Below are 25353 nucleotides of genomic sequence, written 5' to 3' on the forward strand. Positions count from 1 at the left end.
TCAGCAATAATACGAAGGAGGAAGATTATGGACCGGAAAAAAATGACAATTCCCATGCTTCGCGAGATGAAGGAGAAAGGGGAGAAAATCTCTTTTCTCACGGCATACGACTACCCTTTTGCCCTCCTCCAGGACAGGGCGGGCATCGACATGATCCTCGTGGGTGATTCTCTCGGGATGACAGTGCTTGGCTATAAAACGACGCTCCCCGTGACGATGGATGACATGGTGCGCCACGCGGCGGCAGTCTCGCGGGCGGCAAAATCCGCCTTCCTGATAGGCGACATGCCTTACATGTCCTACCAGCCCAGCATAGAAGACGCCATCCGCAACGCCGGCCGCTTCATGAGCGAGTGCGGCATGGATGCCATAAAGCTCGAGGGCGGCGTCACTGTCGTTGACACCATCAAGGCCCTTGTAAAGGCCGGCATCCCCGTGATGGGCCACATCGGCATGACCCCCCAGTACGCCGCCCAGTTCGGGGGCTACAAGGTGCGGGGCAAGGACGCCGAGTCGGCCAATATGCTCTTTGAGGACGCCAAGGCCATCGAGGAAGCGGGGGCCTTTGCGGTCCTCCTTGAGTGCGTCCCCGCCAAGGTCACCGAAAAGATCACGAAAGAGCTCTCCATTCTCACCCTCAGCATCGGCGCAGGGCCCTCATGCGACGGCCAGCTCCTCATCATGCACGACGTGATAGGCCTTTTCGAGGCATTCCAGCCCAAGTTCGTGAGGCAGTACTGCAACATATCGCCTGTTGTGGAGGAAGCATTCAGGAAATACAAGGAAGAGGTGAAATCGGGAGCCTTCCCGGCGCCGGAGCACTTCTACCACATCAAGCAGGACGAGCTCGCCAAGGTGGGGCACTGAAGCGGAGAAACAGAAGCCATATGCCGGCCGGAAATGGGGCCGATGAAGGCTGCCGCGGAAGGCCGATTTTTGCCTGACGGCAGGCTGAAGGAGACGAGGAGGAACGATGGCCGCAAAGCTACTTGATGGGAAAGCCATAGCGAAAGAGCTCCAGGAGGGCATCGCCGCAGAGGTGAAACACCTTTCAGAGAGCCGCGGCATCGTGCCGGGCCTCCACGTGGTCCTCGCGGGAGAAGATCCCGCCTCGCAGGTCTATGTGAAGAACAAGCACAGGACCTGCGAGAAACTGGGTTTTTCCTCGGTGGTCCACAGCCTCCCGAAAGAGACCGGGCAGCGGGAGCTCCTGGATCTCGTGAGGCGCCTCAACGAAGACAGGGCAGTTCATGGGATACTTGTACAGCTCCCTCTCCCCTCCCCGCTTGATTCCTCTGAGATAATGATGGCGATAGATCCGCGCAAGGATGTTGACGGCTTTCATCCCGTGAACCTGGGAAGGCTTCTCATGGGAGACACCCCCTTCCCGCCCTGCACCCCCTACGGCATCATGGAGCTCCTCGGGCGCACAGGTGTTGATCTCAAGGGGAAGGAGGCCGTGGTGATAGGGCGCAGCACCATCGTGGGGAAGCCTTTGGCCCTCCTTCTCCTCCAAGGCCATGCCACCGTCACCATATGCCACTCAAAGACAAAAAACCTTGAGGAGGTGGCGAGAAGGGCCGACATCCTTGTCGCGGCCATCGGGAAGGCCAATTTCGTCACTTCCTCATTCGTGAAGGAAGGCGCCGTCGTTATCGACGTGGGCATCAACAGGCTCGCCGACGGAAAGCTTGCCGGCGACGTGAGCTTTGAAGAGGTCCGCAAGATTGCCTCGTGGATCACGCCCGTCCCGGGCGGTGTAGGACCTATGACCATCGCGATGCTGATGAGGAACACCCTCAGGGCAGCCCAGAGCTCTCCTGTTGCGGAATAATGCAATTTCTGCTATAGTGGTGATCGGCATCCAGAAATAATACCGGCAGAGCGACATACTCCATTGCTGAAAAACATACTGGGAATATTCAAAGGCCCGAAAGCAGAGGAAGGTCCCCCTGAGAAGAAGCAGCCGGGGAAGGACCGCCTGTTCTCCCTCGAAAACTGCAGGATCACCGCCGTTATCCCCCCGCGCCAGAGAATGGTCATCCGCCACATGACCGAGAACGGGATGATTTTCAAATGCGCCCTCATGCTCGCAGAGCAGGAGGCGGTGACCTTCCAGCTCACCTATTTCCATTTCGACGACAAAAAGCCGCCCCAGGTCCTGGAGCTGCCCATAATGATTCTGAAGAAAGGCTCCGTCGGCGAAAAGGACTTTCTCTACGAGGCTCAGTTCCTGAAGCCCCGCGACGGCGGGCTGCTGAAGTTCTTTGAGTATCTCTCGGAGCTCGAGAAGAAGCGCCAGGGGCAGATCGACCTTTCTGAGAGGAGGGACAGCCTCCGGCAGGACAGGGTGCTCTCTGTGTTTTCAAAGAACATCAAAGGTTACAAGGGCCTCACGAGGGACCTGAGCGCCAGCGGGATGATGGTCGTCTGTGACGGAGGGCTCCAGAAGGGTGAAGAGATCGATCTCTCCCTTGAGCTTGATGAATACGGCGTGGAACCTTTGAAGCTCAGAGGCGAGGTGCGGTGGGTCGTCGTGATGGAAAACGAGAAAATAAGGGCCGGCATAAGGTTTCTTGAGATATCCCGTCAGCACCGCACTATGATAGAGAACTATGTGAATGCCCTGAAGCCGAAAGAGGATGAATAGCCCCTAAAGGGCATTGTAAATGAGCTCATGAATGCCTCCCGCAGAGACCGGTGCCGAAAAGAATCCCTCTTTCTCCTGGTACCGCGGGAGCACCTCCCTGAAAGCCGTTCGGCATGTGGCACATGGTGCCGCGAGGAACGTGGCGCCTGAATCCCTCAGGGCCTCCATGCGAGGCAGCGCGCTCTTCTCCCTGAAACCTGAAAGCTCGGGCGCCAGAAGGCCTCCCCCGCCGCCGCAGCAGAATGAGCGCTCTTTTATGGTGCCTGGTGCCATCTCTACGAAATAAGGCACGGCGCTTCTCACGAGAAACCGCACCTCTTCAAGATGCCCCGCTGCTCTCGCCATATGGCAGGGATCGTGGAGAGTGACTCTCAAGCTCTTGTTGGCGGAGCGGTCAAGCCTGAGGGCCCCCCTTTCAACAAGATCGGCAGTGAACGAGCATATTGATGAGGGGGGCTTCGTGAGCAGCTCCCCGAGAGGGCCGTTCATCGTGTCGGAATAAAGGGAAATGGCGCGGAAGCCCTCACCGCTCTCGCCTACCACGACTTCCTTCACCTCAAGCTCTCTCACGTGCCTCCATATCCTGCCGTCAATGGCCTTCATCGAGGGGTATCCCAGGAACATGCCCATATTGAGAGCGTCGCAGGCGCCGCTTGAAAGTGTCCAGGAGATGCCGGCCCGGTGGAAGACGAGGGCATAGCCCTTCATCGTGGCCCTGTGCTCGACAAGATCCCGGGCGGGAGGGATAAGAAGCACCCCGGCGCCCTTCACATCGACAGGCATCTTTGCCTCAACGCCTTTTTCGGCTTTTATCTCGGAAGCCAGCTCCCCGGCGATGCGTGCTATATCGGCAGGCGCAAGGTTCTCGCTGTTGCCCCTCTCGAGTGTCCTCAAGGCCCTCGCGGCGATAAATGCCGACGACACGCCTGCGGCGGCAAGGCACTGGCGCACGGCAATGGTCACCTCGGAGGTGTCAATCCCGAAGGGGCAATAGAAGGCGCAGCGGCGGCACAGGGTGCACTGATGGAAATAAGTGAAAAGGAGGCTCATGAGCCCCGGATCAGGAGCCCTGTCACGGGAGACAAAGGCCGAGACGCGGCCGGGGGACCCGAGGGCACCCCGGTAAATCCCCCTCAGCAGCTCGGCGCGGGCCACCGGCATGTTCCTGGGATCCCCTGTGCCAATGTATCCGTGGCATTTTTCGGCGCAGGCCCCGCAGCGGACACAGGCATCCATCGCGTGGCGAAGGGCTCTTGACCTGAAAAGGAGGGCTTTGAACTCTTCTAGAAAGCATCTCACCAGGTCTCCGGCATCAAAGTGACCCAGCCCGGGCACTCCCGCTTCCGAAGGCCCGGCCAAGGCCGGCATGGCATCCTGCGATGCAAAAGGCCTGAAAGGAGGGCTGTTTTTTTTCATGGGGGCCCCTCCTCTGCCACAGGAGGCTTCTCTTCGCCGCTCCCCGCGGCGCTGTACATCGAAAGAAGCCCCGCCACGAGGAAGACCGTCACGAGAAGAAGTCCCAGCACTATGCAGGCAGTGATGGCGGCGCTTCTTCTTTCTTCCCGCATTGCCTGAACCTTCAGATAGAGCTTCTGCACGTCAAGGCCAATCCGCGCGCTCTCCCCCAGCAGCTGATCCTCGGTAGTCAAGGGCTTCTTCATGAGGGCGCAGAATCTCCCGCTGCACTCTTCAAGGCGCGTGAGAAGGGGCGACACATCGGTATGAGAATCCTTTCCGTATTTTTCTATGATGAGCCGGGTTCTGTCAATTCCGTCACAGGTGACGGTGAAAGACTGCCATATCTTGAAGATAGACTTCTGCACCGCGTCGGTATGCTGAGCAGTGGGGACGGGCTCCCTGTCCTCTATGAAAGGCTTCCAGTGATCCCCGACAGGATCTTTGTGGCAACGGGCGCAGGTCACGACATATCTCACCGAGCCGTCGCCAGCGGGAACGGCAACAAGGCCGGGGTTCCTTATCTCAAGGGCCACCTCCCCGCGGCAGGGCTCACTGCGGGCTGTTCCATGTGACATTACTGCGAAAAGGACCGCCATTGCGAAAATGGCAAGGCTGCTTCTCATGACATGCTCCCCCAGATGCCAAGTGCAATCACGGCAAGAATCACGACAAGGCCCAGTGCAAAAAAGACTTTTCTTTTCAGGATGCGCCGCTCGGGATTCCTGTCCAGGAACGGCAGCAGAAGCACCATCAGGGCAAAGGCCATGGGAATGAGAAGGCCAAGGGGCTCTGCAAGGGCGCCGAAAACACTGCGTGGGACAATCTTGAGGATCTGATAGACAGGAAGAAAATACCATTCCGGCTTCAGGTGGGGGGGAGTGCTCGCAGGGTTGGCAGGGTCCTCAGGATGGCCGGGGATGAATACTACGGCGGCGATGAAAAATTGCATCACTACGATAACCGCAAGCAGATGCCTGAGGACCTCGTGAGGCCAGAACGGGTCCGTCCCCCATGGCCAGTTCTCCTTCGTATACTTCATACCATGCTCACCCCCTCCGTCACAGCGGCCTTGCTATGCCTGTCTTCCGTATCATAAGAAAATGCCCTCCCATCAGGATCGCTGTCACTGCCGGGATGACCACCACATGGAGGGCAAAAAACCTCCCCAGAGTGACTGCTGAAAGAGCGCTCCCCCCCCTCATCACATCCGCCACCTGCTTCCCTATCACGGGGAGAGCCTCAGGGACCGAGGTGGCGATAGTCGTCGCCCAGTAGGAGAGCTGTGTCCAGGGAAGGAGGTACCCCGTGAAATTCATCGCGAGCACCAGGCCGAAGAGGAGGACGCCCGACACCCAGTGGAGCTCCCGCGGCGCCTTGTAAGCCTGGGTAAAGAAGACCCTCATCACATGGAGAATCATGGTGATGACCATGAAGCCCGCCCCTGTGGCATGGATCTTCCTCACAAGCCACCCGAGGGGCACCTCAGCGGTGATGATCTGCACGCTCCGGTAAGCATAGTCCGGATGGGGCACGTAGTGGGCCAGCAGAAACATTCCCGTGATGACCTGCACGGCGAAAAAAACCAGGGAGAGGCCCCCGAAGCAGCCGCTGAAGTCCATGATGCCCCGGTAGTGAGGGACGCGCTTTTCCAGCACTTCCTCCCTGAACCACGACACGATGCCGGTGCGCTCCTCAATCCAGCCGAGGGCCTGTTCCCGCGTTATCCTGGGCAGCTTCACGAGCTCTTCCTCCCGATTATGATCTCATCGCCTCTCTCCTCGAAGGGGATTTTCTCAAGGGGGAGGGGCGCCGGCCCGGCGATCACCCTGCCGTGGGAATCAAAAACGCCGTCGTGGCAGGGGCAATAGAAGACATAAGGGTCGGTGACGGCAGCGGGGGCGCCCTTTGCCGCCCCTCTCGGCACCCATTTCACGAGGCATCCCAGGTGGGTGCAGACAGCGGAAAAGACGGTGACAGCGCCTGCCTCATCCCTTACCACAAGAAGGGGCGTGCTTCCGTACATTACCTCATGCGCCCGGCCCGGGGCAAGCGCCCCTTTCTTTACCACGACATCCTTCACGGCGGCCTCCTGCCCCGGAGGCGAAAAAAAACGCACGATGCCATAGATGGAGAGGCCTGCGAAGAAGGTGCCGAAGCTCCCGAGGAGGGCCGCAAGAAAAGAGCGCCTGGCGAAGAAGGTGTCAAGCCCTCCGCCGCCTTCCATTGCCTGCCTCATGAATTCTCCGGGAGAGCGCTCCGCATTATTTTCGCTCACTTCACCATCCCCCCTCCCGACATCTGTGCCTGATGGCCGTATATATGCTTCACGCCCAGATAGCCATGGCACCTGTTGCAGTGGTTTCTCACCGTGTGGCACCGAAGGCACACCCGCTCACTGAAATCACCGCTGGCAAGAGCTTCCTGATGGTAATACTTCCATTTTTCCTGGGGATTGTGGGAGAGGGGCGCAAGGTCCCTTTCCTTTTCCACGGTGAGACCGTATGGTCCCTTGCCATTGTGGGCCGGCATGGGCACCGCCTCGGGACCCCACCCTAAAGCCATGCCTGCGGCAGCGGAGAGAAAGCAGAGCAGGGCCGCGATGGCCAGCGCATTTCTGAACTTCCGGTCATATCCCTTCATCGCTGCTCCTCACTGTTCCAGGGATTTTTATGCCTCTTCCCTGCACCCGCCTGGGTGAGTGGCGGCGAGAAGAAGAGAGCGGCGCCGTGCAGAAGCTTGCCGAAGGGCACATAGGCCGCAAGGGCGCAGACAAGGAGGTAATGGACTGTGAAAATCACCGTGGGAAATATGATGTTATGGTCAAAGGAAGGTGCACGCAGACTGAGCAGGCTCTGCAGGAAGAACTTCACTGCGAGAAGATCTGTCTGGAAGCAATATTTCATCAGAATGCCCGTGAGAGCGATTGCTGCAAGATAAAGCAGGACCAGGTAATCCTCAGGGGTGGAGAGGTACGCAAGGGGTGCCCTGGAGCAGCGCCTTGCAAGGAGATAGAGAAGGGAGGCAATGAAAATGCATGCGGGCACGATGCCTGCTGACTGGAGGGCAACGAGCCACTGCGGTACTGGAGGCGGCCAGAGATAGCGGAGATGCTTGACCAGGATGAGAAGGAGCGAGTAGTGAAAGGCGAGGGAGGCAACCCAGAGGGCCTTGTTCTCCCTGAGAAGGCTCCTGAAAACAAGAGCTTCTCCAAGGACACGGAACACTGCGCTCACAGGGCCGCGGGGAACAGGCCAGAGCGGTATCCTGAGAGGCGCAGGCGTGGAAAGCCAGAGCACCGTTCGGTAGAGAAGCCCGAAGACCAGGAGCACAAAAGCGCCATAGCTGCAGAGCATCAACGATGGTATCAAGGCTTTACCTCCCGTACAGCAAAAGGGGGAAGGCTCTCACCTTCCCCCCGGTTCTCACATTCCTTACGCCACCTTCTCTATTTCACCCTCAACCTTGACGGTCTTGATCCTCATGCCGTAGAAGGAGCGGTAGGCAAAGATGGCGCCGATTATGAAGAGTATCACGCCTACGGTCACCGCCTGCTGCTGAGGCATGGTGATGGCCATCTCGACGGCCAGCAGTCCGAAAAGCGTTGTAAACTTGATGATGGGGTTCAGGGCCACCGACGAGGTGTCCTTGTAAGGGTCGCCCACGGTGTCGCCTACGACGGTGGCGGCATGAAGGGGTGTGCCCTTTTCCTTGAGGTCCACCTCGACGACCTTCTTCGCATTGTCCCAGGCGCCGCCCGCATTGGCCATATAGACGGCGGCGAAGAGGCCGAAGAGGGCGATGGATATGAGGTAGCTCACGAAGAAGAAGTGGTTGAAGCAGGCAAAGCCCAGGGCGAAGCAGAAGATCACGATGAAGATGTTCACCATGCCGTTCTGGGCGTAGATGGTGCAGATCTTCACCACTTCCTTGCTGTCCTTGATGGAAGCCTTTTCAACGCCTTCAAGTTTGATGTGTTTCTTTATGAATTCTACGGCCCTGTAAGCTCCTGTGGTCACGGCCTGCATCGACGCGCCGCAGAACCAGTAGATGACGGCGCCGCCGGCTATGAGGCCCAGGATGTCCATGGGATTGAGAAGGCTGAGGCCGATGCTGATATCGAACCTCTCCATCTCCGCGACGTTTCCCGCCGCTTTGGCCCTCTCGTAGAGATTGTTCAGCAGGATGATGATGGAGAAGATCATCGTAGTAGCTCCCACGACGGCGGTGCCTATGAGGACCGGCTTGGCCGTGGCCTTGAAGGTGTTGCCGGCGCCGTCGTTCTTTTCCAGGAAATGCTTGGCTTCTTCAAAATTGGGCTCGAAGCCGAAGTCCTTCTTGAGCTCCTCTTTCACGTCGGGTATCTGCTCGATGAGGGAGAGCTCGTAGATTGACTGGGCGTTGTCAGTCACGGGTCCATAGGAGTCAACGGCGATGGTCACGGGCCCCATCCCCAGGAAGCCGAAGGCAACGAGGCCGAAGGCAAAGACGGAGCTGTACTTTGGGAACAGGAAGACGTCAAGGCCGGCCTGGCTGGTGAGCCAGGCGATGAGCATGAGGCCCAGCAGGGTGAGGCCCATCCAGAAAGCTGAGAAGTTGCCGGCCACGAGCCCTGAGAGGATCGTGAGGGAGGCGCCGCCTTCCCTTGAGGCGTTCACGATCTCCTTCACATGGCTGGAATTGGAGCTGGTGAAGATCTTGGTGAGCTCGGGGATGACGGCTGCCGCCAGGGTGCCGCAGCTTATAATGGTGGCGAGCTTCCACCAGAGGCCCGGGTGCGTCTGCGAGAGCGGGGAGAGGAGCAGAAAGCTCGTAAGGTAGGTCATCAGTATCGAGAGAATCGACGTGAGCCATACCAGGTTGGTGAGAGGCTGCTCGAAGTCGAGATCCTCCCTCTTCCCGTAAAGAGCCCTGGACAGTATGCTGTTGAGCCAGTAAGAGAGCATCGAGGTGATAATCATCAGGACACGCATCGTGAATATCCAGATGATGAGATCCGACTGGAACTGGGCCTGCACCGCCAGGCATATGAACACGATAAGGGCCACGCCCGTGACGCCGTAAGTCTCGAATCCGTCGGCCGTGGGTCCCACGCTGTCGCCGGCATTGTCGCCTGTGCAGTCAGCTATGACGCCGGGATTTCTCGCATCATCCTCCTTGATGTTGAAGACAATCTTCATGAGATCGGAGCCGATATCGGCAATCTTCGTGAAGATACCGCCACAGATACGGAGCACGCTCGCACCCAGGGACTCGCCGATGGCGAATCCTATGAAGCATGCCCCCGCTTCTTCAGGGCCGACGAAAAGCAAGATGCCAAGCATGATGAGGAGCTCTACGCTCACCAGCAGCAGGCCGATGCTCATTCCCGCCTTGAGGGGGATCTCAAAGATCGGGAAAGGCTTTCCCGCAAGCGACGCAAAGGCCGTGCGCGAGTTGGAAAGAGTGTTCATCCTGATGCCGAACCAGGCGACGCCGTATGAGCCGGCGATACCGACGACTGACCAGATGAGGATTCCGATGACCTTGAGGAGCGGGAGATCCTTGAGCACCTTGAAGTAATAGAGAATGCATATGCCGATTATTATCTCCAGGGCCAGCAGGAATTTGCCCTGCTGGATGAGGTAGGTCTTGCAGGTCTCCCAGATGACGTTGGAGACCTCGAGCATGCTCTTGTGAGCCGGGAGCTTCTTGACCTGCATATACTGGATCAGGCCGAAGAGGCCGCCAAGCAGGCACACCAGGAGGCCGACGATAAGAAGCGTGCGCCCGGGAATCTGGCTCCCGCCGATGGTGAACACCGAGTTCAGCTCCGGCAGGGGTATATCAGTCTCGCTTGCGAAAGCGAGGGGGGCGAAGACTGCCATAATAAGCACTATGGCGGCACACACCTTGATAATATCCGGTTTCATCACACTGAGGCCTCTCACAAGGGCCCTCCCGGAGCTCTCCGAGCTGCTCCATTCTCTTTTCACGAACATCCCTCCTTATTATTTTTCATAATTCTCATAAGCACCACCCACGCCGGGCGCCATCCCGCAAAATGGCGGAAACCCCGGGATTTTTAACAGTTCTCTATCTTCCGTGAAAAACCTTCCTGGCGCTCCCCTTTCCCCTTCAAAAGGGATCTCCAGGGGCCCCGGAGAACTCATCACCAGAGAAAGAAAGGTGACCCCGATGGGTGACACAGAGATCGCGAGAGAGATGACACATGAGATCCCCTGCGGTGCGGTGCTGGTGCTGGGGGGAGGAATAGGCGGGATGCAGGCGGCGCTTGACTGCGCCGATTCAGGCTTCAAGGTGTACCTTGTGGAGAAGGACCCCTGCATAGGCGGGATGATGGCCCAGCTTGACAAGACTTTCCCCACCAACGACTGCGCCATGTGCACCATGGCTCCCAGGCTCGCAGGCGTCTCCCGCCACCTCAACATTGAGATGATCACCGGCGCAGAGCTCGTGGCCCTTGAGGGAAAGCCCGGCAGGTTCACCGCCACGGTGACCCAGAAGCCCCGCTTCATCGACGTGTCGCGCTGCACAGGCTGCGCTCTCTGCGAAGCCGAGTGCCCGGTCATACTGCCCCGCGAGACTGACGGCGGCCTTTCCACGCGGAAGGCAATTTACCGCCGCTATCCCCAGGCCGTGCCGGCAGCCTTCTCCATTGACAAGAAAGGCACGGCGCCCTGCAGGCACACCTGCCCCGCCCACCTTTCGGTCCAGGGCTACATGGCCCTCACGGCCCAGGGAAAATTCCGCGAGGCCCTCGAGGTAATCTACAAGGACATCCCCTTTGCAGGCGTCTGCGGGCGCATCTGCCCCCATACATGCGAGGAGCGCTGCTCAAGGGGCGACGACGGCGAGGCCCTTTCCATCCGCTCGGTAAAGAGGTTCCTCGCCGACAGGCTCCCTGATTTCGAGGTGCCTCTCCCGGAGCAGGAATCGGACAGAAAAGTAGCCCTTGTAGGCGGCGGCCCCTCTTCCTTCACGGCAGCCTACCACCTGAGGCGCATGGGCTATGGCGCCACCGTCTTTGAGCGCCTGCCCCAGACAGGCGGGATGCTCCGCTGGGGAGTGCCGCCTTTTCGCCTCCCCCGCGATGTGATTGACGAGGAGACGGGACGCATCGTCAAGATGAACGCTCACGTGGAGACAGGGGTGAACGTCGGCAGCGACGTGACCTTACAGGATCTTGCTGCCAGGGGGTTTGATGCCGTCTATATTGCCACGGGCCTCCCGAAAAGCAGAGCCCTTGGCTATGAGGGCGAGGACTCACCGCAGGTCCTGCCGCTCCTTGAGTTCCTCACGAAGGTCTATACCAACAAGATATCCCAGATGAAAGGCACCGTGGCGGTCATAGGAGGCGGCAACACCGCCGTTGACGCGGCAAGAACGGCGCTGCGCCTGGGTGCATCGAAAGTCACCATGGTGTTCCTGGAAACACGTAAGGTGATGCCCGCTTACGAGGAAGAAGTCGCCGATGCCCTCGCTGAAGGAGTCATACTCCGCGAGAGCACCTCGCCAAGGGCCTTTGCCTTCGAGAAAGGCACGCTCACAGGCCTCAAGGTGCAGAAGGTGACCCTCGCCCCCCCCGAATCAGAGGGCCTTCCCTTTCTCATCGCCATCCCCGGCGGGAAGGTGAGGCCTGTGCCTGTTACGGGAACCGAGGAGGTGATCCCCTGTGACGCCATCATCACCGCCATCGGCCAGCAAAGGGACGACACAGTCTTCTCGGGGCTTGCCGATGACATCGTGGCTGCCCTCCTGAAGGACGGCACTGCCAGTATGCCTTTCGAGGGGAGGGAAATCACCCTTCTCGCGGGAGGCGATCTCAAGAGAGGGCCGGCCTCCGCCATTGAGGCGATGGCCGACGGGAAGCGCGCCGCCATGATCCTGGACTGCCTCTTCAGGAATGAGCCTCCTCCCCCTGAAGAATCATTTCCCGAGCCGGTCAAGGCGGAGCTTGATGAAGACGAGCCATTCTCAAAGCGCATCGTCCCTCCAAGGGCCGTCCTCTCCGAGGCCGTCAAGGATTTCCGGGAGATAGAAAAGGGCTTCACCGAGCAGCAGGTAATGACCGAAGCAACGCGGTGCCTCTCATGCGGCATCTGCTCGGAATGCATGCGCTGCGAGGAGGTCTGCGAGGCAAAGGCCATCTGCCACGACGCCTACGGCGAGACCACAAGGTCCCTGGAAGTGGGAGCCCTCATCATGGCCCCCGGCTTCTCGCTTTTTGACGCGGCCGGGCGGCATGAATACGGCCTCGGGCGCTGGAAGAACGTCGTCACGAGCCTTCAGTTCGAAAGGATCCTGAGCGCCGGCGGCCCCACCATGGGCGCGCTTGAGCGACCCGGGGATCACAGGCTTCCCTCGAGCGTAGCCTTCCTCCAGTGCGTGGGATCGCGGGAGGAGGAGCGGCAGTTCTGCTCGTCTGTGTGCTGCATGTACGCCACCAAGCAGGCCCTCCTTGTGAAGGAGCACCATCCCGAGGTCCATGCGGAGGTCTTTTATATTGACCTCCGCGCTTTCGGGAAGGGCTTCGAAAATTTTTACGAGAGGGCAAAGCAGGCAGGTGTCGCCTACACCCGCACCAACGTCTCGATGCTCAAGGAGGAGCCTGTCACGGGTAATCTTCTCTTCACTGTCCGCGAAGAGGACGGGAGCCTGAAGGAACGGCGCTTCGAGATGGTGGTCCTCTCATGCGGCCTGTCGGCCCCTGAAAGCTTCAAGAGGCTTGCCGAGGTCACCGGTATAGAGACTGACCCTTACGGATTCTGCAGGACCGAAACCTTCGCCCCCCTTGACACGAGCCGCGAGGGCATCTTCGTATGCGGCGCCTTCCAGGAGCCCAAGGACATCCCCGAGACCGTCTCACAGGCAAGCGCCGCTGCCGGGAGAGCGGCAGGGCTCCTTGCGGCGAGCCGCCATACCCTGGTGAAGATAAAGGAGTATCCACCCGAGCGCCCCGTGGAAGGCGAGGAAGCCCGCGTGGGCGTTTTCATCTGCCACTGCGGGAAAAACATCGGCGGCGTGCTGGACATACCCTCGCTCGTCAGGGAGGCGGCAGCACTGGGACTTGTGGCCCACGCCGAGGAGAACCTTTACACGTGCTCCAGTGATTCCCTGGAGAAGATCAGGGCCACCATCAAGGAAAAGAACCTCAACAGGGTCGTCGTGGCATCATGCACCCCGAGGACCCATGAGGCCCTGTTCCAGGAAGCCCTCCGGGAGGCAGGCCTCAATCCCTACCTCTTCGAGATGGCCAATATCCGCGACCAGTGCTCTTGGGTCCATGCCCATGAGACGGAAAAGGCGGGGCATAAGGCCGTGGCCCTTATCAGGGCAGCGGTGGCAAAAGCCCGGCTCCTGGCGCCGCTGAGGGAAGCCCACGTCCCCGTAAAGAAAGCCGCACTCGTCGTGGGAGGGGGCCTGGCGGGTCTCACGGCTGCGCTTGAGCTCGCGGGCCAGGGCTTCCCCGTATCCCTCGTGGAGCGGTCAGACGAATTAGGCGGCATGGTGAAAAAGATCCATACCACCGACAGGGGCGAAGACACGGCTGCCTTTATCGGAGGCCTGGCAGCTTCGGTGAAAAGCCATCCCCTCGTGACGGTTTACACCGACGCGGCCCTCAAGGAGTTTAAAGGCTTTCAGGGCAATTTCAACGCCGTCATTGCCACCGGTGAAGGCGACGTATCTGTTGAAGCCGGGGCGGCCATAGTTGCCACCGGTGCCGTGGAGCACTCGCCGAAAGAATATCTCTACGGGAGCGACAGCCGTGTCATGACGCTGATGGATCTCGAGGGGCGCCTTGCCTTGAAGGATGAGGTCCTCGTGAAGGCCCGCGAGATTGCCTTCATTCAGTGCGTGGGATCGCGCAACGAAGAGAGGCCCTACTGCAGCCGCATCTGCTGCACAGGCGCCGTGAAGAGGGCGATACTCCTCAAGGAGCAGAATCCCGCGGCGGCCATCTATATCCTGTACCGCGACATCAGGACTTTCGGCTTCAGAGAGGAGCTCTATGCCCGGGCAAGGGAGAGGGGCATCATATTCATTCACCACGCCGACAGTGAAAAGCCCGTGCTGGATGCTGCCGGCGGCACGCTTTCCCTCACGGTGAGGGACACGACCCTGGGCTGCACCGTAAAGCTCTCTCCTGACCTGGTGGTGCTGAGCGCCGCCACGGTCCCCTCACCGGGAGCCGAAGCCTTCGTCGAGATCATGAAAGTGCCTGTCACGGCCGACGGCTTTTTCCTCGAGGCCCACATGAAGCTCAGGCCCGTGGAATTCGCCTCGAAAGGCATCTTCCTCTGCGGCACGGCCCACTACCCCAAGTTCATGGACGAGACTGTCGCCCAAGCCTGCGCCGCTGCCGAGAGGGCCGCCACCATCCTCTCGAGGGACTTCGTAGAGGTCGAAGGAATCGTGGCGCGCGTCAACAGCAACAAGTGCATAGCCTGCCTCACCTGCGTGAGAAGCTGCCCGTACAATGTCCCGAAGATCCTGCACCGCACCAGGACGGCAACGGCTGCTTACATTGAAGAGGCTGAATGCCACGGCTGCGGGACCTGCGCCAGCGAATGCCCCGCCAAAGCGATCACCCTTCTGCATTATTCCGATGCCGAGGTCTTCGCCACGAGCTGCGGCCTGCTGGCCCCCGAAGAATGTCCCGGCGGGGTGACGGCGCCGGGCAAGCCAACGTAAGGAGAGAGCATGGAGAACTTCGAGCCCCAGATAATCGCCTTCTGCTGCCACTACTGCGCCTTTGCCGCGGCGGACCTCGCAGGCTCCATGAGGCTTGAATACCCTCCCAACGTGAAAATAATCAGGCTCCCGTGCACCGGCAAGATAGATGTCCTCCACCTCCTTAAAAGCTTCGAGGAGGGTGCCGACGGCATCTTCGTGGCGGGATGCCTCGAGGGAACCTGCCACTTCCTGAAGGGCAACATAAGGGCTAAAAGACGCGTGGAGTATGCCCGCGAGCTTATGACCGAGGCAGGAATTGACGCCGAGAGGCTCGCCATGTACAACCTCTCCTCCGCCGAGGGGAGCCGCTTTGCTGCCATCGCCCGCGAGATGACGGCAAAGATAAGGAAGCTGGGCCCCCTTGGAAGGCCCGTGAGAGAGCGGGTATGAGGTGCGTCAGCACAGAAAGGAACGCTGATGAAAGGCGAACAGTGTGACACGGCTTTGAGCGCAGGGCTGCTTGGCTCTGAGTTCACTGCGGCAATTGCGAAGCTATCGGGCTCAAAGGTGACCCTCTGCTACCAGTGCCACCGGTGCTCGAGCGGCTGCCCCATCTCCCGCTTTGCCATGGACGACGCGCCTTCGAAGATAATCCACGCCATAAGGCTGGGCCTCAAGGACATGGTCCTCGGGAGCAACACGATCTGGATATGCGCCTCCTGCAAGACCTGCACGGCGCGGTGCCCCCAGGGGATCGATATCGCCGCCGTTATGGATGCCGCGAGAAAGATATCCCTCAGGGAAGGCTTCAATCCACCGGAAAAGGATATTACCATATTCTACGAGGAGATGCTCAGGATGGTAAAGCTCACCGGGAGATCCTTCGAGCCCGGCCTCATCGGCATGCTCAAGCTCCGCACCGGGAACTTCACCGAGGACCTGGGCCTGGGCCTCACGCTGCTCCTTAAGGGAAAGCTCCCCGTGCTGCCCCATATCTCGTCGGCAACGCCTGAGCTCAACAGGCTTATAAGCCGCGCAAGGAAGATGGAGGAGGGGAAATGAAGGATCGCTACGCGCTCTACGAAGGCTGCTCCCTCCATGGCACGGGCCGGGAGTACTACGAGTCCCTCAAGGCGGTCTTCAAAATCCTCGCAGTACGCCTGGACAAGGTGCAGCACTGGACGTGCTGCGGCACGTCGTCGCGAATCTCTGAGAGCCCCCTCGTGGCTGCCGCTCTTCCCCTCAGGAACATCATCCAGGCCGAGAAGCAGGGGAAAACCGATGTGCTCGCACCCTGCGCCGCGTGCTTCGCCCGCCTCAAGGACTCCCTTTACAAATACAGGGAGAAGGCGGAGCTCCGGGAGTCGCTCCGCTCCCTCTTTGAATACGACTTCAAGGACTCCGTGAAGGTCCTCCATCCCCTCGAGGTCCTTGCCGAAAGGGAAGGATTGAAGATAATCCGTGAGAAGGTAAAAATGTCCCTCAAGGGCGTGCGGGCCGTCGCCTACTATGGCTGCCTCATCACGAGGCCGCCGGAGATCATGCAGTGCGACGATCCCGAGTACCCTCTCCATATGGACAGGATCCTCGCGGCAGCAGGCATTGAGATGCTTGACTGGTCTTACAAGACTGAATGCTGCGGCGCCTCCCTCTCCCTTACAAGGAAAGATGTGGTGATAACGCTCTGCGAGCGCATCCTCACAGAAGCCGTCGCGAGGGGAGCCGACGTAATAGCCGTAGCGTGCCCCCTCTGTCACGCGAACCTCGATATGCGCCAGAAGGAAGTGGAGGAAAAATCCCAGAAGAAATCGTCTATCCCCATCCTTTATTTTACCGAGCTCCTGTCCCTCGCCTTCGGCATCCCGCCTTCTCAGGTCCCCCTCTCGCGCCACCTTACCAGCGCCGCCCCCCTTCTCGAGAAGATCGGCGCCCTGTCAAAGGGGTGAAGTCCGGGAAGCAGATCTTCCCGTGCGCCAGCCCATCACCGCCAGGGGCTGACGGCAAGGAGTAATAATCGATGAAGGCTCCAGAAAAAGAGCAGTGCCACAGAGAGGCAATCGACGAGCTTCTCTGGCAGGAGATAAATGTGGCCCTTGCAAAAGGCGGGCTCATTGCCGCCCTCATCGGCTTTATAATGGGCACTTCCCTCATCTTCCTCTTCCTCCGCCTGAGAGTCCCTCATATCCTTATGGCCTCAAGCTTTGCCCTCTCCGGCGGAATACTTTCCCTCATTATCTCCCTTTACGCAAAGAAAGGCAGGGTGCGCAGGAAAGAGGCCTGGATCATCATGGTGACGCTCTCCCTCTACCCCAGCGTGTACTACCTGCTCAACGCCTTCACAAGCCGCGAATCGGCCATCCTGGAGATTATCGCGAGCCCCACCTTCGGCGCCTACCTCATCGGCATCATGTTCTCCATACTGTTCTTTGACTGGCGCCTTTCTTATGTCACGGGCTTACTTTCAGGATTCGGGTATTTCCTCGCCTACCTCGCCGTGACCCCGGGAGCCATCTCGGCGTATTTTTCCGATCCCTCCTGCCTGTTCTCCCTCGTGCTGTCAAAACCCCCTGTCTATGTCTCCAAGAGCCTCCTGCTCGTGGGCTCGGGCATTCTGGCCGGCTTCATCTCGGGCCTTCTCAAGCGCTTCATCACGAGGCTCCTTGACGAGCAGCAGGAAAGGTTCGCCCTCACCGAAGCCTTCACGAGGGAGCTGCTGGAGACCCAGAAGGAGATTGCCCACCGCCTCCTCATAGCAGCGGAGCTCAGAGACAACGACACGGGGATGCACCTGCAAAGGATGAGCCGTTACTGCGCCATACTCGGGCATCAGTGCGGCCTCGATGAAAAGGAGACTGCCGAGCTTCTCGAGGCGAGCCCCATGCATGACGTGGGGAAAATAGGCATCCCCGACGCCATCCTGATGAAAAACGGCAAGCTCACCGATGAGGAGTGGGTGGTGATGAAGACACACGCCGAAATAGGCGGGACCATGCTCAGGGATACCACCTCGCCGCTCCTGGAAAAAGCCCGCATCATCGCCCTCACCCACCATGAAAAGTGGGACGGCACGGGCTACCCCCGGGGCCTCAAGGGCGGGGAGATCCCCCTCCTCGGAAGAATCACCTGCATCTGTGACGTCTTTGACGCCCTCACCTCCACGCGGCCTTACAAGAAGGCATGGACCGTCGAGGAGGCGATGGCGGAGATAAGAAAGAAGAGCGGAAGCGACTTTGATCCCGCCCTGGTGGAGGCCTTCGAAAAGGTCCTTCCCGAGGTGGTGGAGGTGAAGGATCGCTATTCGTCGGGGGGCTGAGGGGAAGAAAAATCCCATGAGCGGTGAAGCTTGAGGAGGTTCCCATGAAACTGCTGGCTGACGCGGTGCGCTTCCTGGGCCTGCGCCGCTCAATGATCGGCCTTCTCGGAATGGTGGTCCTCGTCGGGATGGGTGAGCGGATGGCAGAGCGCTTCCTGCCGCTCTATCTGCTGGCCCTCGGAGGCACCGACATTATCATAGGGCTCCTCGCCGGCCTGGACGATCTGCTCTCGGCGCTCTACTCCTTCCCCGGCGGGTACCTCTCAGACAGGCTGGGCACCAAGCGAGCGCTGGCCGTTTTCAACGTGATCGCAATGGTCGGCTATCTGGTGGTGATCCTGATACCTGCGTGGCCGGCGGTAATCGTCGGATCGTTCTTCTTCCTCTCGTGGTCGGCCATAAGCCTGCCGGCATCAATGTCGCTGGTGAGCAGCGTGCTGCCTTCGAAGCAGCGCACCATGGGCGTCACGATGCATTCCCTGGTGCGCCGCTTCCCAATGGCCCTCGGGCCGGTAGTCGGTGGCGCGCTGATCGGAATCTATGGCGTTGAACAGGGCGTCCGGGCCGCTTTCATAGTGGCCATGCTTCTGGCGCTGGTCGCTCTGGTCATGCAGCAGCGCCTTATTTCCGAGCCAGAGAAACCGGACAAGGCCGACGCTGCCCGGCCGGCCCTGCGCACCGTCTGGAGAGAGATGCCGCCGGCACTCAAAGAGCTTCTGATCTCCGATATTCTGGTTCGCTTCTGCGAGCGCATTCCTTACGCCTTCGTGGTAATCTGGGCCACCCGCCTGATCCGCGCCCCTGTCAGCGAGCTCGAGTTCGGCTGGCTGACGGCCATTGAAATGGCCACCGCCGTCCTTATCTATATCCCTGTGGCATGGCTTGCCGACCGCGGCCGCAAGAAGCCTTTCGTGGCCGTCACCTTCGGCTTCTTCACCATCTTCCCGCTGATCCTTCTCTTCTGCCAGTCGTGGTGGACGCTGGTCCTGGCCTTCATGGTGCGCGGACTCAAGGAGTTCGGTGAGCCGACGCGCAAGGCGCTGATCATGGACCTGGCCCCGGCCGACCGCAGGGCAGCGACCTTCGGGGCTTATTATCTTGCCCGTGACATGGTTGTCTCTCTGGCGGCATTCGGGGGCGGCTTCCTGTGGCTCGTGAGCCCCAGGGTGAACCTGCTTGTGGCCTTCGGCTTCGGCCTCCTGGGGACCGCCTGGTTCATCCTCCGCGGCGGTGATCTGGGGGTGGAGAAAGGAAAGTGACTGTCTTTCAGGAATCATTAACTCATGAGCAAGGAGAAGGCATGGAGATAAAAGAGCGCGTACAAGAGGGTATCAAGATAGTGGAGCTGAAAGGGAGCCTCGACGGAGAGGGGGCAAAAAAGCTCGACGGAAGGCTCAAGGAGCTCTTCGCCTTTGAATCAAGGCTGCTGGTGAACTGCAAAAACCTTGAGTATATCAGCAGCCTTGGAATTCGCTCAATAATGACGGCATCGAGGATACTCCACAACCGCTTCGTGCTCTGCGAGCTGCTGGACAGAGTCAGGGATGTCTTCGAAGTCTCAGGCCTGATGCGCCATCTTCCCATGTACGCCAGCGAGAGAGAAGCCCTGGAGGCCCTGAAGAAATTTCCCTGAGGTTTTTTCCGGGCGCGGAGTGAGCGCCATGCACTTTGTCCATATTCCCCATGCCTATACTGCCGAGGAGCAGAGGCGCCTCGGTTACGTGGCCGATTTCTGCCCGTACTGCCGGGGGCTCCGGTGCTTCAGTTTCGTGGAGATCAACCTCGTGACGAGATTCATGCTCATCCCCACAAGAAAAGAATTTGTCCGCGAGGAGATCAAATGCTCGGCGTGCAAAATCCGCCTCCTCAGCGAAAAGAAACGGTATACCGCCATTGAGAAAAAGCCCCTGCCGCCTGTCAAGCTCATGGAGAAAACTCTCCCCGGATTCAACAATGAGTTCGCCCACCGCCTCGCCCTTGAGGAAACCCTCGAGCTGGAGCCTCATTCCCTCCCCTGTGAAACACGGCAGTTCTTCATCAGGGAGATTTTCAACGTTCTCTCTCCGGACCTGGATTTCCGATGCAGCACATGCTGTATCGACCTGCCCGTCGCGATAGCGCTTACAGGCATCTTCGCGCTGCCCTTTCTCACTTATTTGAAGCTTGCAGACCTGGTGAGCTCCGAGGTGCTTGATGGAGCCACCGCCATCTCAGCGCTTGCCTGCCTTGGTGCCCTTGTCATAGTGATCCGCGGGGAGCCCCGGAGATATCTGCGCAGGGTGCTGCTCCCCAAGCTCGTGAAAGGCCTGAGAGTCATCGAGCCCCTGAGGGAGGAGCTCGTCACCTGCCTGGAGCACATGGCCCGGGAGCACCCGGATTATGCAAAGCTTTTCCGGGACAGGGAGATTGACTTGCTCCTCAATGGCCTTGACGAATGGTATCAGAGCAACTAAAGCTCGCTGATGACCTGGAAAGACGTTTCGAAATGAAAACCTTTTGACGCGGCCCGGGGAATATACCTGAAGGCCTCCTCGGGAATACCTGTGAAAGCCCCCGTCTCATAACCCCTGTACCTGAAGCGGTCTCCCGGCCCGGCCTTTTTCAGCACGACAAGGGCCTGGGCATCAAGGGGGATGATGAGCTCCCCGGCGGGCTTCTTCCCTTCCAGTTTCTCCACCTTCAGCAGCGTTTTTCCCTCATCGCCCTTTTCCCTTCGATACTCATCATTGACAATGACACCCTCGATGAGCACTATTTTTCCCAGGGGAACCCCAAGGCTCCCGATGATCGTGCATGAAGTGAGCGAGGCTGCGGGAATCGTTCTCTGCTCTGCGGGGCTCACAGTGCCGGCCGAAAAAACCATGAGGGCAATCACACCGATGAGAACAAAGTTTTTCATAGGTTCACCTCTTGCTGTTTAAGAACCCGGAGAAACTCCCCGGCATCCTGAACAGAGAGCATCACGGAGAAGCCTTCGCTCGTGGGGATATAGACTATATTCGAGCTGGTGGTGAGAAAGAGGAGAGCTTTCTCCTTGTTTTTCAGCCTGAACCATCCCGCGGCGAACCCGGGAAGGCCTATCCCGTTGCTTCTCCACGAAGGATTCAGGGGATTGTCCTTTGAAAGGGTGATTATCTCGGCCTTATCTTTCATTATCGCCCGCGATGGGATGAACCTCCCGTAGAGCGCTGACCTGATACGGAGTCCCTCTGCGCTGAGTACGAAAGAGACTCTGTTCATTGAGAGTGCCATGGAGGCCATGAGCACGGTGATGACCGCCACAAGCACGGTGAGGGACCAGAACACGATGACGGGGGTCTGGGAGCCCGGGACCATTGAAAAGACTTTACCTTCCATGCTGTTACTCCTCCTTGTTGATATCTTTCCTGATCTTTGGTGGGAGCCTACCCTTTCCCTCTTTTCTTTCATGAGGGATCACGATGAGCATAATGACCCGGTGAAGGGGATGAAGGCAAAGATGTTGAAATATTTATCAGATGCGCTGCACCATATGCCGCTGCTCTTCACCAGGAACCTTTCACCCTGCCAGAATCATCATCGGGAGGTGCCCCATGAAGTGCAATTTGCTCCTGCCTGCTGTCATTGTCTTCCTTGCCCTGGCTCTGCCGGTCTCCGGCGGGGACCTTCCCCGCGTGGACACGCGGATCGACAGAATGGATCTGAATGGAGAGCACTATAGCGGCCGCTACCTGGGCTGCAACTTCGGCTGAGCCATGAACTGGGAGCTCAGGTCGAGCTCGGTGCTTGCGCCTCAGAAGGATAACACCTATGAGACGAAAAACATGGAGGACGGCAACGCAAAGACTGCCTGGTGCGAAGGCGCCGACGACGACGGGTGCGGCGAATGGTTTGAGTGCGTCTTCGTCAAGGGCATGGGGAAAGAGGCTGTCTGCAGCGGCATCTCGCTCACCAATGGCTACGCAAAGAATGAAGCTGCCTGGAAAGAGAACAGCCGCGTCAGGACTCTCAGGGTCGAACTCAACGGGAAGCCTCTCCAGGAGATTGCCCTCAGGGACACCATGTATCCCCAGCATGCCACCTTCAGGCCCGGGATAAAAGTGAAAATAGGCGACCGCCTCCGCTTTGTCATCACCTCAGTCTACCGGGGCTCAAAGTATGCCGACACCGCCATCTCCGACATGACGCTCACCGGCGCTCATTAGCTTAATGTTCCGGCCTGAGGCTCTCACGGCCTTGCCTGCCTCACGTCGTGTATCGTCAGGATGCCTATCACCGCGAGGTAGATGCCAAGCGCCGCAGGCAGTGCCAGGTACCAGGGGAAACCGGGCAGGTTCACGTCCTGGTGAGGCCTCACCGGATCTTTCGGGTTGATCCTGCACCGCGTAAGCCCCTGGTCTCCTTCACAATCCCCGAGCTGCCGTGCGCTGTACTGCACCCCTTTCCACTGGTACGTAAACTCATAATATTTCATGACCCTGCCGCTTCTGGTGTACTTTGTGTTTTCCAGCCTGTAGGTGCAGCTCACATAGGGCCATGAACGGGTCTCGAGATAGAATGGAAAAAATTTCAGCGGTGGGACCACGACGAGCAGAATTCCCACGACCGTCAGCACGGAGGCAATAATCAAAGTCTGCAGCTTGTCAGCGGACAATTCGCTCACCTGCTCCCGGACTCATCGCCTGCCGTCAGGGATAGACTTTCGCGAGGGCCAGGGCCTCCCTGTACTTGACCTCTGACGCGGGCCTCTCGAGGATCTGCGTCACCTGGGGCTTCTCGCTCCCCAGGGCCTTGAGGGCTACCGAGGAGAACTCCACCCAGTCCTGGTCCTCCATGAAACTCTGACCTTTCTTGCGGTACACTACCCTTGACTTCATAGGCGATTTCTTTCCCTCGTCAAGGCAGTCAGGGCAGAAATCGACTCTCTGGAATGCCTTGCCGCCGCAGTCGGGGCAGTCTCTCGAGAGGCGGATATTGGATTCCTTGTAAACCTCATCGGAATCCTTCACCGAGAGCTTCTCGGGATCGAAGGAGATCTCGTCCACATTCTCGACAAAGGCCGAGGACTTTCCGAAGACCGAACGCTTCACGTTCAGCAGAAGGCCGCTCGTCAGAAGCTTTTCAGTGGCAGACTTGTGATCGACCTTTTCCGCCGCCGCCATGGAGGCAACCTGCTGATGTGCCTCAACGGCCTCGTCGGCCAGCAGCAGCGCCGCCGCAGACTGCGCCCCCATGACGGATGGCCTGTCGGTTCTCACGAGAGCGGGGCCCGTGGAGCCCATGGCAATGGCCTGCCTGACCTGCCTTTCCGCTTCCTGGATTATTGTGGGCTCCATGTTGAGAGCTTTCATGAGGTCAAGGAACCTGGACTGCCCGCGGCCCGTTGACGTGGCCTGGAGGAAGTTCTGCATGAAGAGATCGCGCATCTCCCTGTCTTTACCGATGCTCTCCATCAGATGGTCAAAGAACATCTTTCCCTTGCTGCTCAGAATGGCGTTGTTGCAGACATCAAAGAGGGCGTCGCGGCTCGTGGCATTGGAGAAGACCTGCCTCACCGTGTCCCTGAACTGCTCCTTCTGGTGGCCTGTTGACGAGAGATGTGCCAGGCTCCGCATGAACTCCTCGCGGAGCTCCTGGGAGCCCTTGATCCTCTCGGCGAAGCCCTCGAAGGCCGCCGCTCCCTGAGGATGGGAGATGCCTTTCTGGATGATTGACAGGAAGGCATTTCCCACGTTCACATCATTGCGGACCTCGCCCAGGAGCTCCAGAAGCTTCTGGTGGCCGCCGTCAGTGCGGGAAAGGCCTGAGAGGGCGGTGATGAAGCCTGCCGACATCCCCCTGTCCGTTGAGATGTTCTGCAGGAACTTATAGAGGCTGTCCTTCGTAGCAGGGCTCTTGGACGCCTCATGAAGAAAGGAGACAAGTGAATCGGCCAGGCGCCCGTCCTCACCGGACTGGGTGAGGAGCTCTGCGAGCGCCCCTTTGCTCTCGGGATTCTGCGAGGCAGAGAGCAGCATCTTGAGGCGCGCCGGCATCATCTCGGGGAGCTGCGACGCGTAGTGGAGCTCCGACGCCAGGGCATCCCTTCCTCTCTGGGTCCGTGAAGCCGACAGATCGGCCTTTACATGGAGTGCCGAAAGCTCGTCGTCTTCCGAGACCTTCTCCATAAGGGCGGCCAGGGCGTCGCGCCTGTCCTGGAGCTCCATGGTGCGGGCTCTCATATGAGCGCTGCTTGACGCGAGCTCGGGGTTCTGCGAGGCGAACCGGTATTCCTGGGCCACCTGCTCGCGGCCTTCAGGGTTTCCAAGAGCCTGGCTGCGGAGGGTGATCTCGCCCCCTGCCACTTCTTCATGATGGACGGCCTGCTGATAGTAGGTATTGAGGGCCTGGGAGCCCTTTTCCGTCGATGCGCAGGCAACGCGCATCTTCATTTCAGAGTTCGCGATTGAGGGTTCTGCCTCGGCTCTCTGGTAATATTCCGCCAGTGCTTTGGCCCCCTCGTAATTCTTCATCACCGAGGTCCTCAGGGTGATCTCCGAGGCGGCGGCCTCACTGTGCGCACTTTCGGCAGCCGTCAGCTCTCGCATGGCATGGGGGTCTTCCGCCGATCTCATCGCGCTCTCCCGCACCATCACCGCCGATGCCGCCTGCCCGGGCTTCTCGCTGAGGGCCATGTTGTAGGCTGCCAGCGCTTCGGGGTCCCTGGCGGACTTGAGGGCGCTCTCATAGACCCTGGCCTCGCTCGCGGCAAGCTCGGGCTTCTGGCTTATTGCGGTATTGAAATCCTTGATGGCTTCAGGATCTTTCAGGGATCTTGCAGAGCTCTCATAGACCCTGATCTCGGAGGCCGCCAGGTCGGGATCGGCCTTCAGGGTCCTGTTGAAGTCCCTGAGAGCCGAGGGATCCTCCTTGGAGTCGATGGCGCTCTGCTCCACCCGCACGTGGGATGCAGAAAGGTCATTGTCGGCCTTCATGTCATTGTAGAACTCCCTAAGGGCGGCAGGGTCTTCTGCGGATTTTATCGAGCTCTGCTCCACTCTCACATGGGACGCCGAGAGGTTGCTGTCCTTCTTCAGGTCATTGTAGAATTCCTTGAGGGCCCCGGCATCCTCGGTGGACTTCATCGAGCTCTGCTCCACTCTCACATGGGACGCCGAGAGGTTGCTGTCCTTCTTCAGGTCATTGTAGAATTCCTTGAGGGCCCCGGCATCCTCGGTGGACTTCATCGAGCTCTGCTCCACTCTCACATGGGACGCCGAGAGGTTGCTGTCCTTCTTCA

25 protein-coding genes are annotated in these 25353 nt (G+C 59.2%); 13 read left to right on the forward strand and 12 right to left on the reverse strand.

Going from position 1 to position 25353, the window contains the following annotated elements; genetic code table 11:
* The first annotated feature begins 27 nt into the window (after positions 1–27).
* The 3 genes from panB (at position 28) to RDV48_28935 (ending at position 2650) form a co-directional block, all read left to right on the forward strand.
* A complete protein-coding gene (gene panB, locus RDV48_28925) occupies positions 28–867 on the forward strand; it encodes a 3-methyl-2-oxobutanoate hydroxymethyltransferase (GenBank protein ID MDQ7826857.1) in 840 nt (279 codons plus the stop codon).
* A gap of 106 nt (positions 868–973) precedes the next feature.
* A complete protein-coding gene (gene folD, locus RDV48_28930; protein ID MDQ7826858.1) occupies positions 974–1834 on the forward strand; it encodes a bifunctional methylenetetrahydrofolate dehydrogenase/methenyltetrahydrofolate cyclohydrolase FolD in 861 nt (286 codons plus the stop codon).
* Positions 1835–1897: 63 nt separating this feature from the next.
* Complete coding sequence (locus tag RDV48_28935; GenBank protein MDQ7826859.1) at positions 1898–2650, forward strand: PilZ domain-containing protein; 753 nt, start codon at positions 1898–1900, stop codon at positions 2648–2650.
* A gap of 3 nt (positions 2651–2653) precedes the next feature.
* Here the strand turns inward: RDV48_28935 and RDV48_28940 are convergent, their stop codons facing one another.
* The 8 genes from RDV48_28940 to RDV48_28975 all read right to left on the reverse strand — a co-directional run bounded on the left by RDV48_28940 (position 2654) and on the right by RDV48_28975 (position 10017).
* A complete protein-coding gene (locus RDV48_28940; protein MDQ7826860.1) occupies positions 2654–4066 on the reverse strand; it encodes a (Fe-S)-binding protein in 1413 nt (470 codons plus the stop codon).
* On the reverse strand, positions 4063–4731 hold the full coding sequence (locus tag RDV48_28945) for a hypothetical protein (GenBank protein ID MDQ7826861.1): 669 nt from the start codon (positions 4729–4731) through the stop codon (positions 4063–4065). Before RDV48_28945 ends, RDV48_28940 begins: the two co-directional genes overlap by 4 nt.
* Positions 4728–5147: a hypothetical protein gene (locus tag RDV48_28950; GenBank protein ID MDQ7826862.1), complete on the reverse strand. Its 420-nt coding sequence runs from the start codon at positions 5145–5147 to the stop codon at positions 4728–4730. The genes RDV48_28945 and RDV48_28950 overlap by 4 nt, the downstream gene beginning before the upstream one ends.
* A 19-nt stretch (positions 5148–5166) precedes the next feature.
* Entirely contained in the window at positions 5167–5847 is a 681-nt protein-coding gene (locus tag RDV48_28955) for a cytochrome b N-terminal domain-containing protein (protein ID MDQ7826863.1), read from the reverse strand.
* Positions 5844–6383, reverse strand: coding sequence for a ubiquinol-cytochrome c reductase iron-sulfur subunit (locus RDV48_28960; protein MDQ7826864.1), 540 nt, complete (start codon positions 6381–6383; stop codon positions 5844–5846). Before RDV48_28960 ends, RDV48_28955 begins: the two co-directional genes overlap by 4 nt.
* Positions 6380–6748, reverse strand: a complete 369-nt coding sequence (locus tag RDV48_28965; protein MDQ7826865.1) for a hypothetical protein — start codon at positions 6746–6748, stop codon at positions 6380–6382. The genes RDV48_28960 and RDV48_28965 overlap by 4 nt, the downstream gene beginning before the upstream one ends.
* Positions 6745–7476 carry a respiratory nitrate reductase subunit gamma gene (locus RDV48_28970; protein ID MDQ7826866.1) on the reverse strand — a complete coding sequence of 244 codons (732 nt, stop codon included), beginning with the start codon at positions 7474–7476 and terminating at the stop codon, positions 6745–6747. The genes RDV48_28965 and RDV48_28970 overlap by 4 nt, the downstream gene beginning before the upstream one ends.
* A 63-nt stretch (positions 7477–7539) precedes the next feature.
* Positions 7540–10017: a sodium-translocating pyrophosphatase gene (locus RDV48_28975; protein ID MDQ7826867.1), complete on the reverse strand. Its 2478-nt coding sequence runs from the start codon at positions 10015–10017 to the stop codon at positions 7540–7542.
* Between the two features lie 265 nt (positions 10018–10282).
* Here RDV48_28975 and RDV48_28980 point away from each other — a divergent pair, with 265 nt between their 5' ends.
* The 8 genes from RDV48_28980 (at position 10283) to RDV48_29015 (ending at position 20548) form a co-directional block, all read left to right on the forward strand.
* Positions 10283–14800: an FAD-dependent oxidoreductase gene (locus RDV48_28980; protein ID MDQ7826868.1), complete on the forward strand. Its 4518-nt coding sequence runs from the start codon at positions 10283–10285 to the stop codon at positions 14798–14800.
* Positions 14801–14809: 9 nt separating this feature from the next.
* Positions 14810–15232 carry a hydrogenase iron-sulfur subunit gene (locus RDV48_28985; GenBank protein ID MDQ7826869.1) on the forward strand — a complete coding sequence of 141 codons (423 nt, stop codon included), beginning with the start codon at positions 14810–14812 and terminating at the stop codon, positions 15230–15232.
* A gap of 27 nt (positions 15233–15259) precedes the next feature.
* The gene (locus RDV48_28990) at positions 15260–15844 is read left to right on the forward strand and encodes a 4Fe-4S dicluster domain-containing protein (protein ID MDQ7826870.1); all 585 of its coding nucleotides are present in this window, start codon (positions 15260–15262) and stop codon (positions 15842–15844) included.
* A complete protein-coding gene (locus RDV48_28995; protein ID MDQ7826871.1) occupies positions 15841–16728 on the forward strand; it encodes a CoB--CoM heterodisulfide reductase iron-sulfur subunit B family protein in 888 nt (295 codons plus the stop codon). The genes RDV48_28990 and RDV48_28995 overlap by 4 nt, the downstream gene beginning before the upstream one ends.
* Positions 16729–16799: 71 nt before the next feature.
* A complete protein-coding gene (locus RDV48_29000; GenBank protein MDQ7826872.1) occupies positions 16800–18095 on the forward strand; it encodes an HD domain-containing phosphohydrolase in 1296 nt (431 codons plus the stop codon).
* A 23-nt stretch (positions 18096–18118) separates the two neighbouring features.
* On the forward strand, positions 18119–19354 hold the full coding sequence (locus RDV48_29005) for an MFS transporter (protein ID MDQ7826873.1): 1236 nt from the start codon (positions 18119–18121) through the stop codon (positions 19352–19354).
* A 41-nt stretch (positions 19355–19395) separates the two neighbouring features.
* Entirely contained in the window at positions 19396–19728 is a 333-nt protein-coding gene (locus RDV48_29010; protein ID MDQ7826874.1) for an STAS domain-containing protein, read from the forward strand.
* 28 nt (positions 19729–19756) lie between these two features.
* Entirely contained in the window at positions 19757–20548 is a 792-nt protein-coding gene (locus RDV48_29015; protein ID MDQ7826875.1) for a hypothetical protein, read from the forward strand.
* Here the strand turns inward: RDV48_29015 and RDV48_29020 are convergent.
* Positions 20545–20994 (reverse strand): hypothetical protein, encoded by a 450-nt coding sequence (locus RDV48_29020; protein ID MDQ7826876.1) that lies wholly within the window; start codon positions 20992–20994, stop codon positions 20545–20547. The two genes, RDV48_29015 and RDV48_29020, sit on opposite strands and share 4 nt — an antisense overlap.
* The gene (locus RDV48_29025) at positions 20991–21452 is read right to left on the reverse strand and encodes a PH domain-containing protein (GenBank protein MDQ7826877.1); all 462 of its coding nucleotides are present in this window, start codon (positions 21450–21452) and stop codon (positions 20991–20993) included. Before RDV48_29025 ends, RDV48_29020 begins: the two co-directional genes overlap by 4 nt.
* A 215-nt stretch (positions 21453–21667) precedes the next feature.
* Between RDV48_29025 and RDV48_29030 the strand changes: the two genes are divergently transcribed.
* On the forward strand, positions 21668–21826 hold the full coding sequence (locus tag RDV48_29030; GenBank protein MDQ7826878.1) for a hypothetical protein: 159 nt from the start codon (positions 21668–21670) through the stop codon (positions 21824–21826).
* A 3-nt stretch (positions 21827–21829) separates the two neighbouring features.
* A complete protein-coding gene (locus RDV48_29035; GenBank protein ID MDQ7826879.1) occupies positions 21830–22279 on the forward strand; it encodes a hypothetical protein in 450 nt (149 codons plus the stop codon).
* Between the two features lie 23 nt (positions 22280–22302).
* Here the strand turns inward: RDV48_29035 and RDV48_29040 are convergent, their stop codons facing one another.
* Together RDV48_29040 and RDV48_29045 are read right to left on the reverse strand one after the other, a co-directional pair.
* Positions 22303–22737: a hypothetical protein gene (locus tag RDV48_29040; protein ID MDQ7826880.1), complete on the reverse strand. Its 435-nt coding sequence runs from the start codon at positions 22735–22737 to the stop codon at positions 22303–22305.
* Positions 22738–22762: 25 nt separating this feature from the next.
* Positions 22763–25353, reverse strand: a 2591-nt coding sequence (locus RDV48_29045; protein MDQ7826881.1) for a hypothetical protein, incomplete at its 5' end; no start/stop codon positions are given.

The sequence above is a fragment of the Candidatus Eremiobacterota bacterium genome (assembly GCA_031082125.1).
In the GTDB taxonomy this organism is placed as follows: domain Bacteria; phylum Vulcanimicrobiota; class CADAWZ01; order CADAWZ01; family Ess09-12; genus Ess09-12.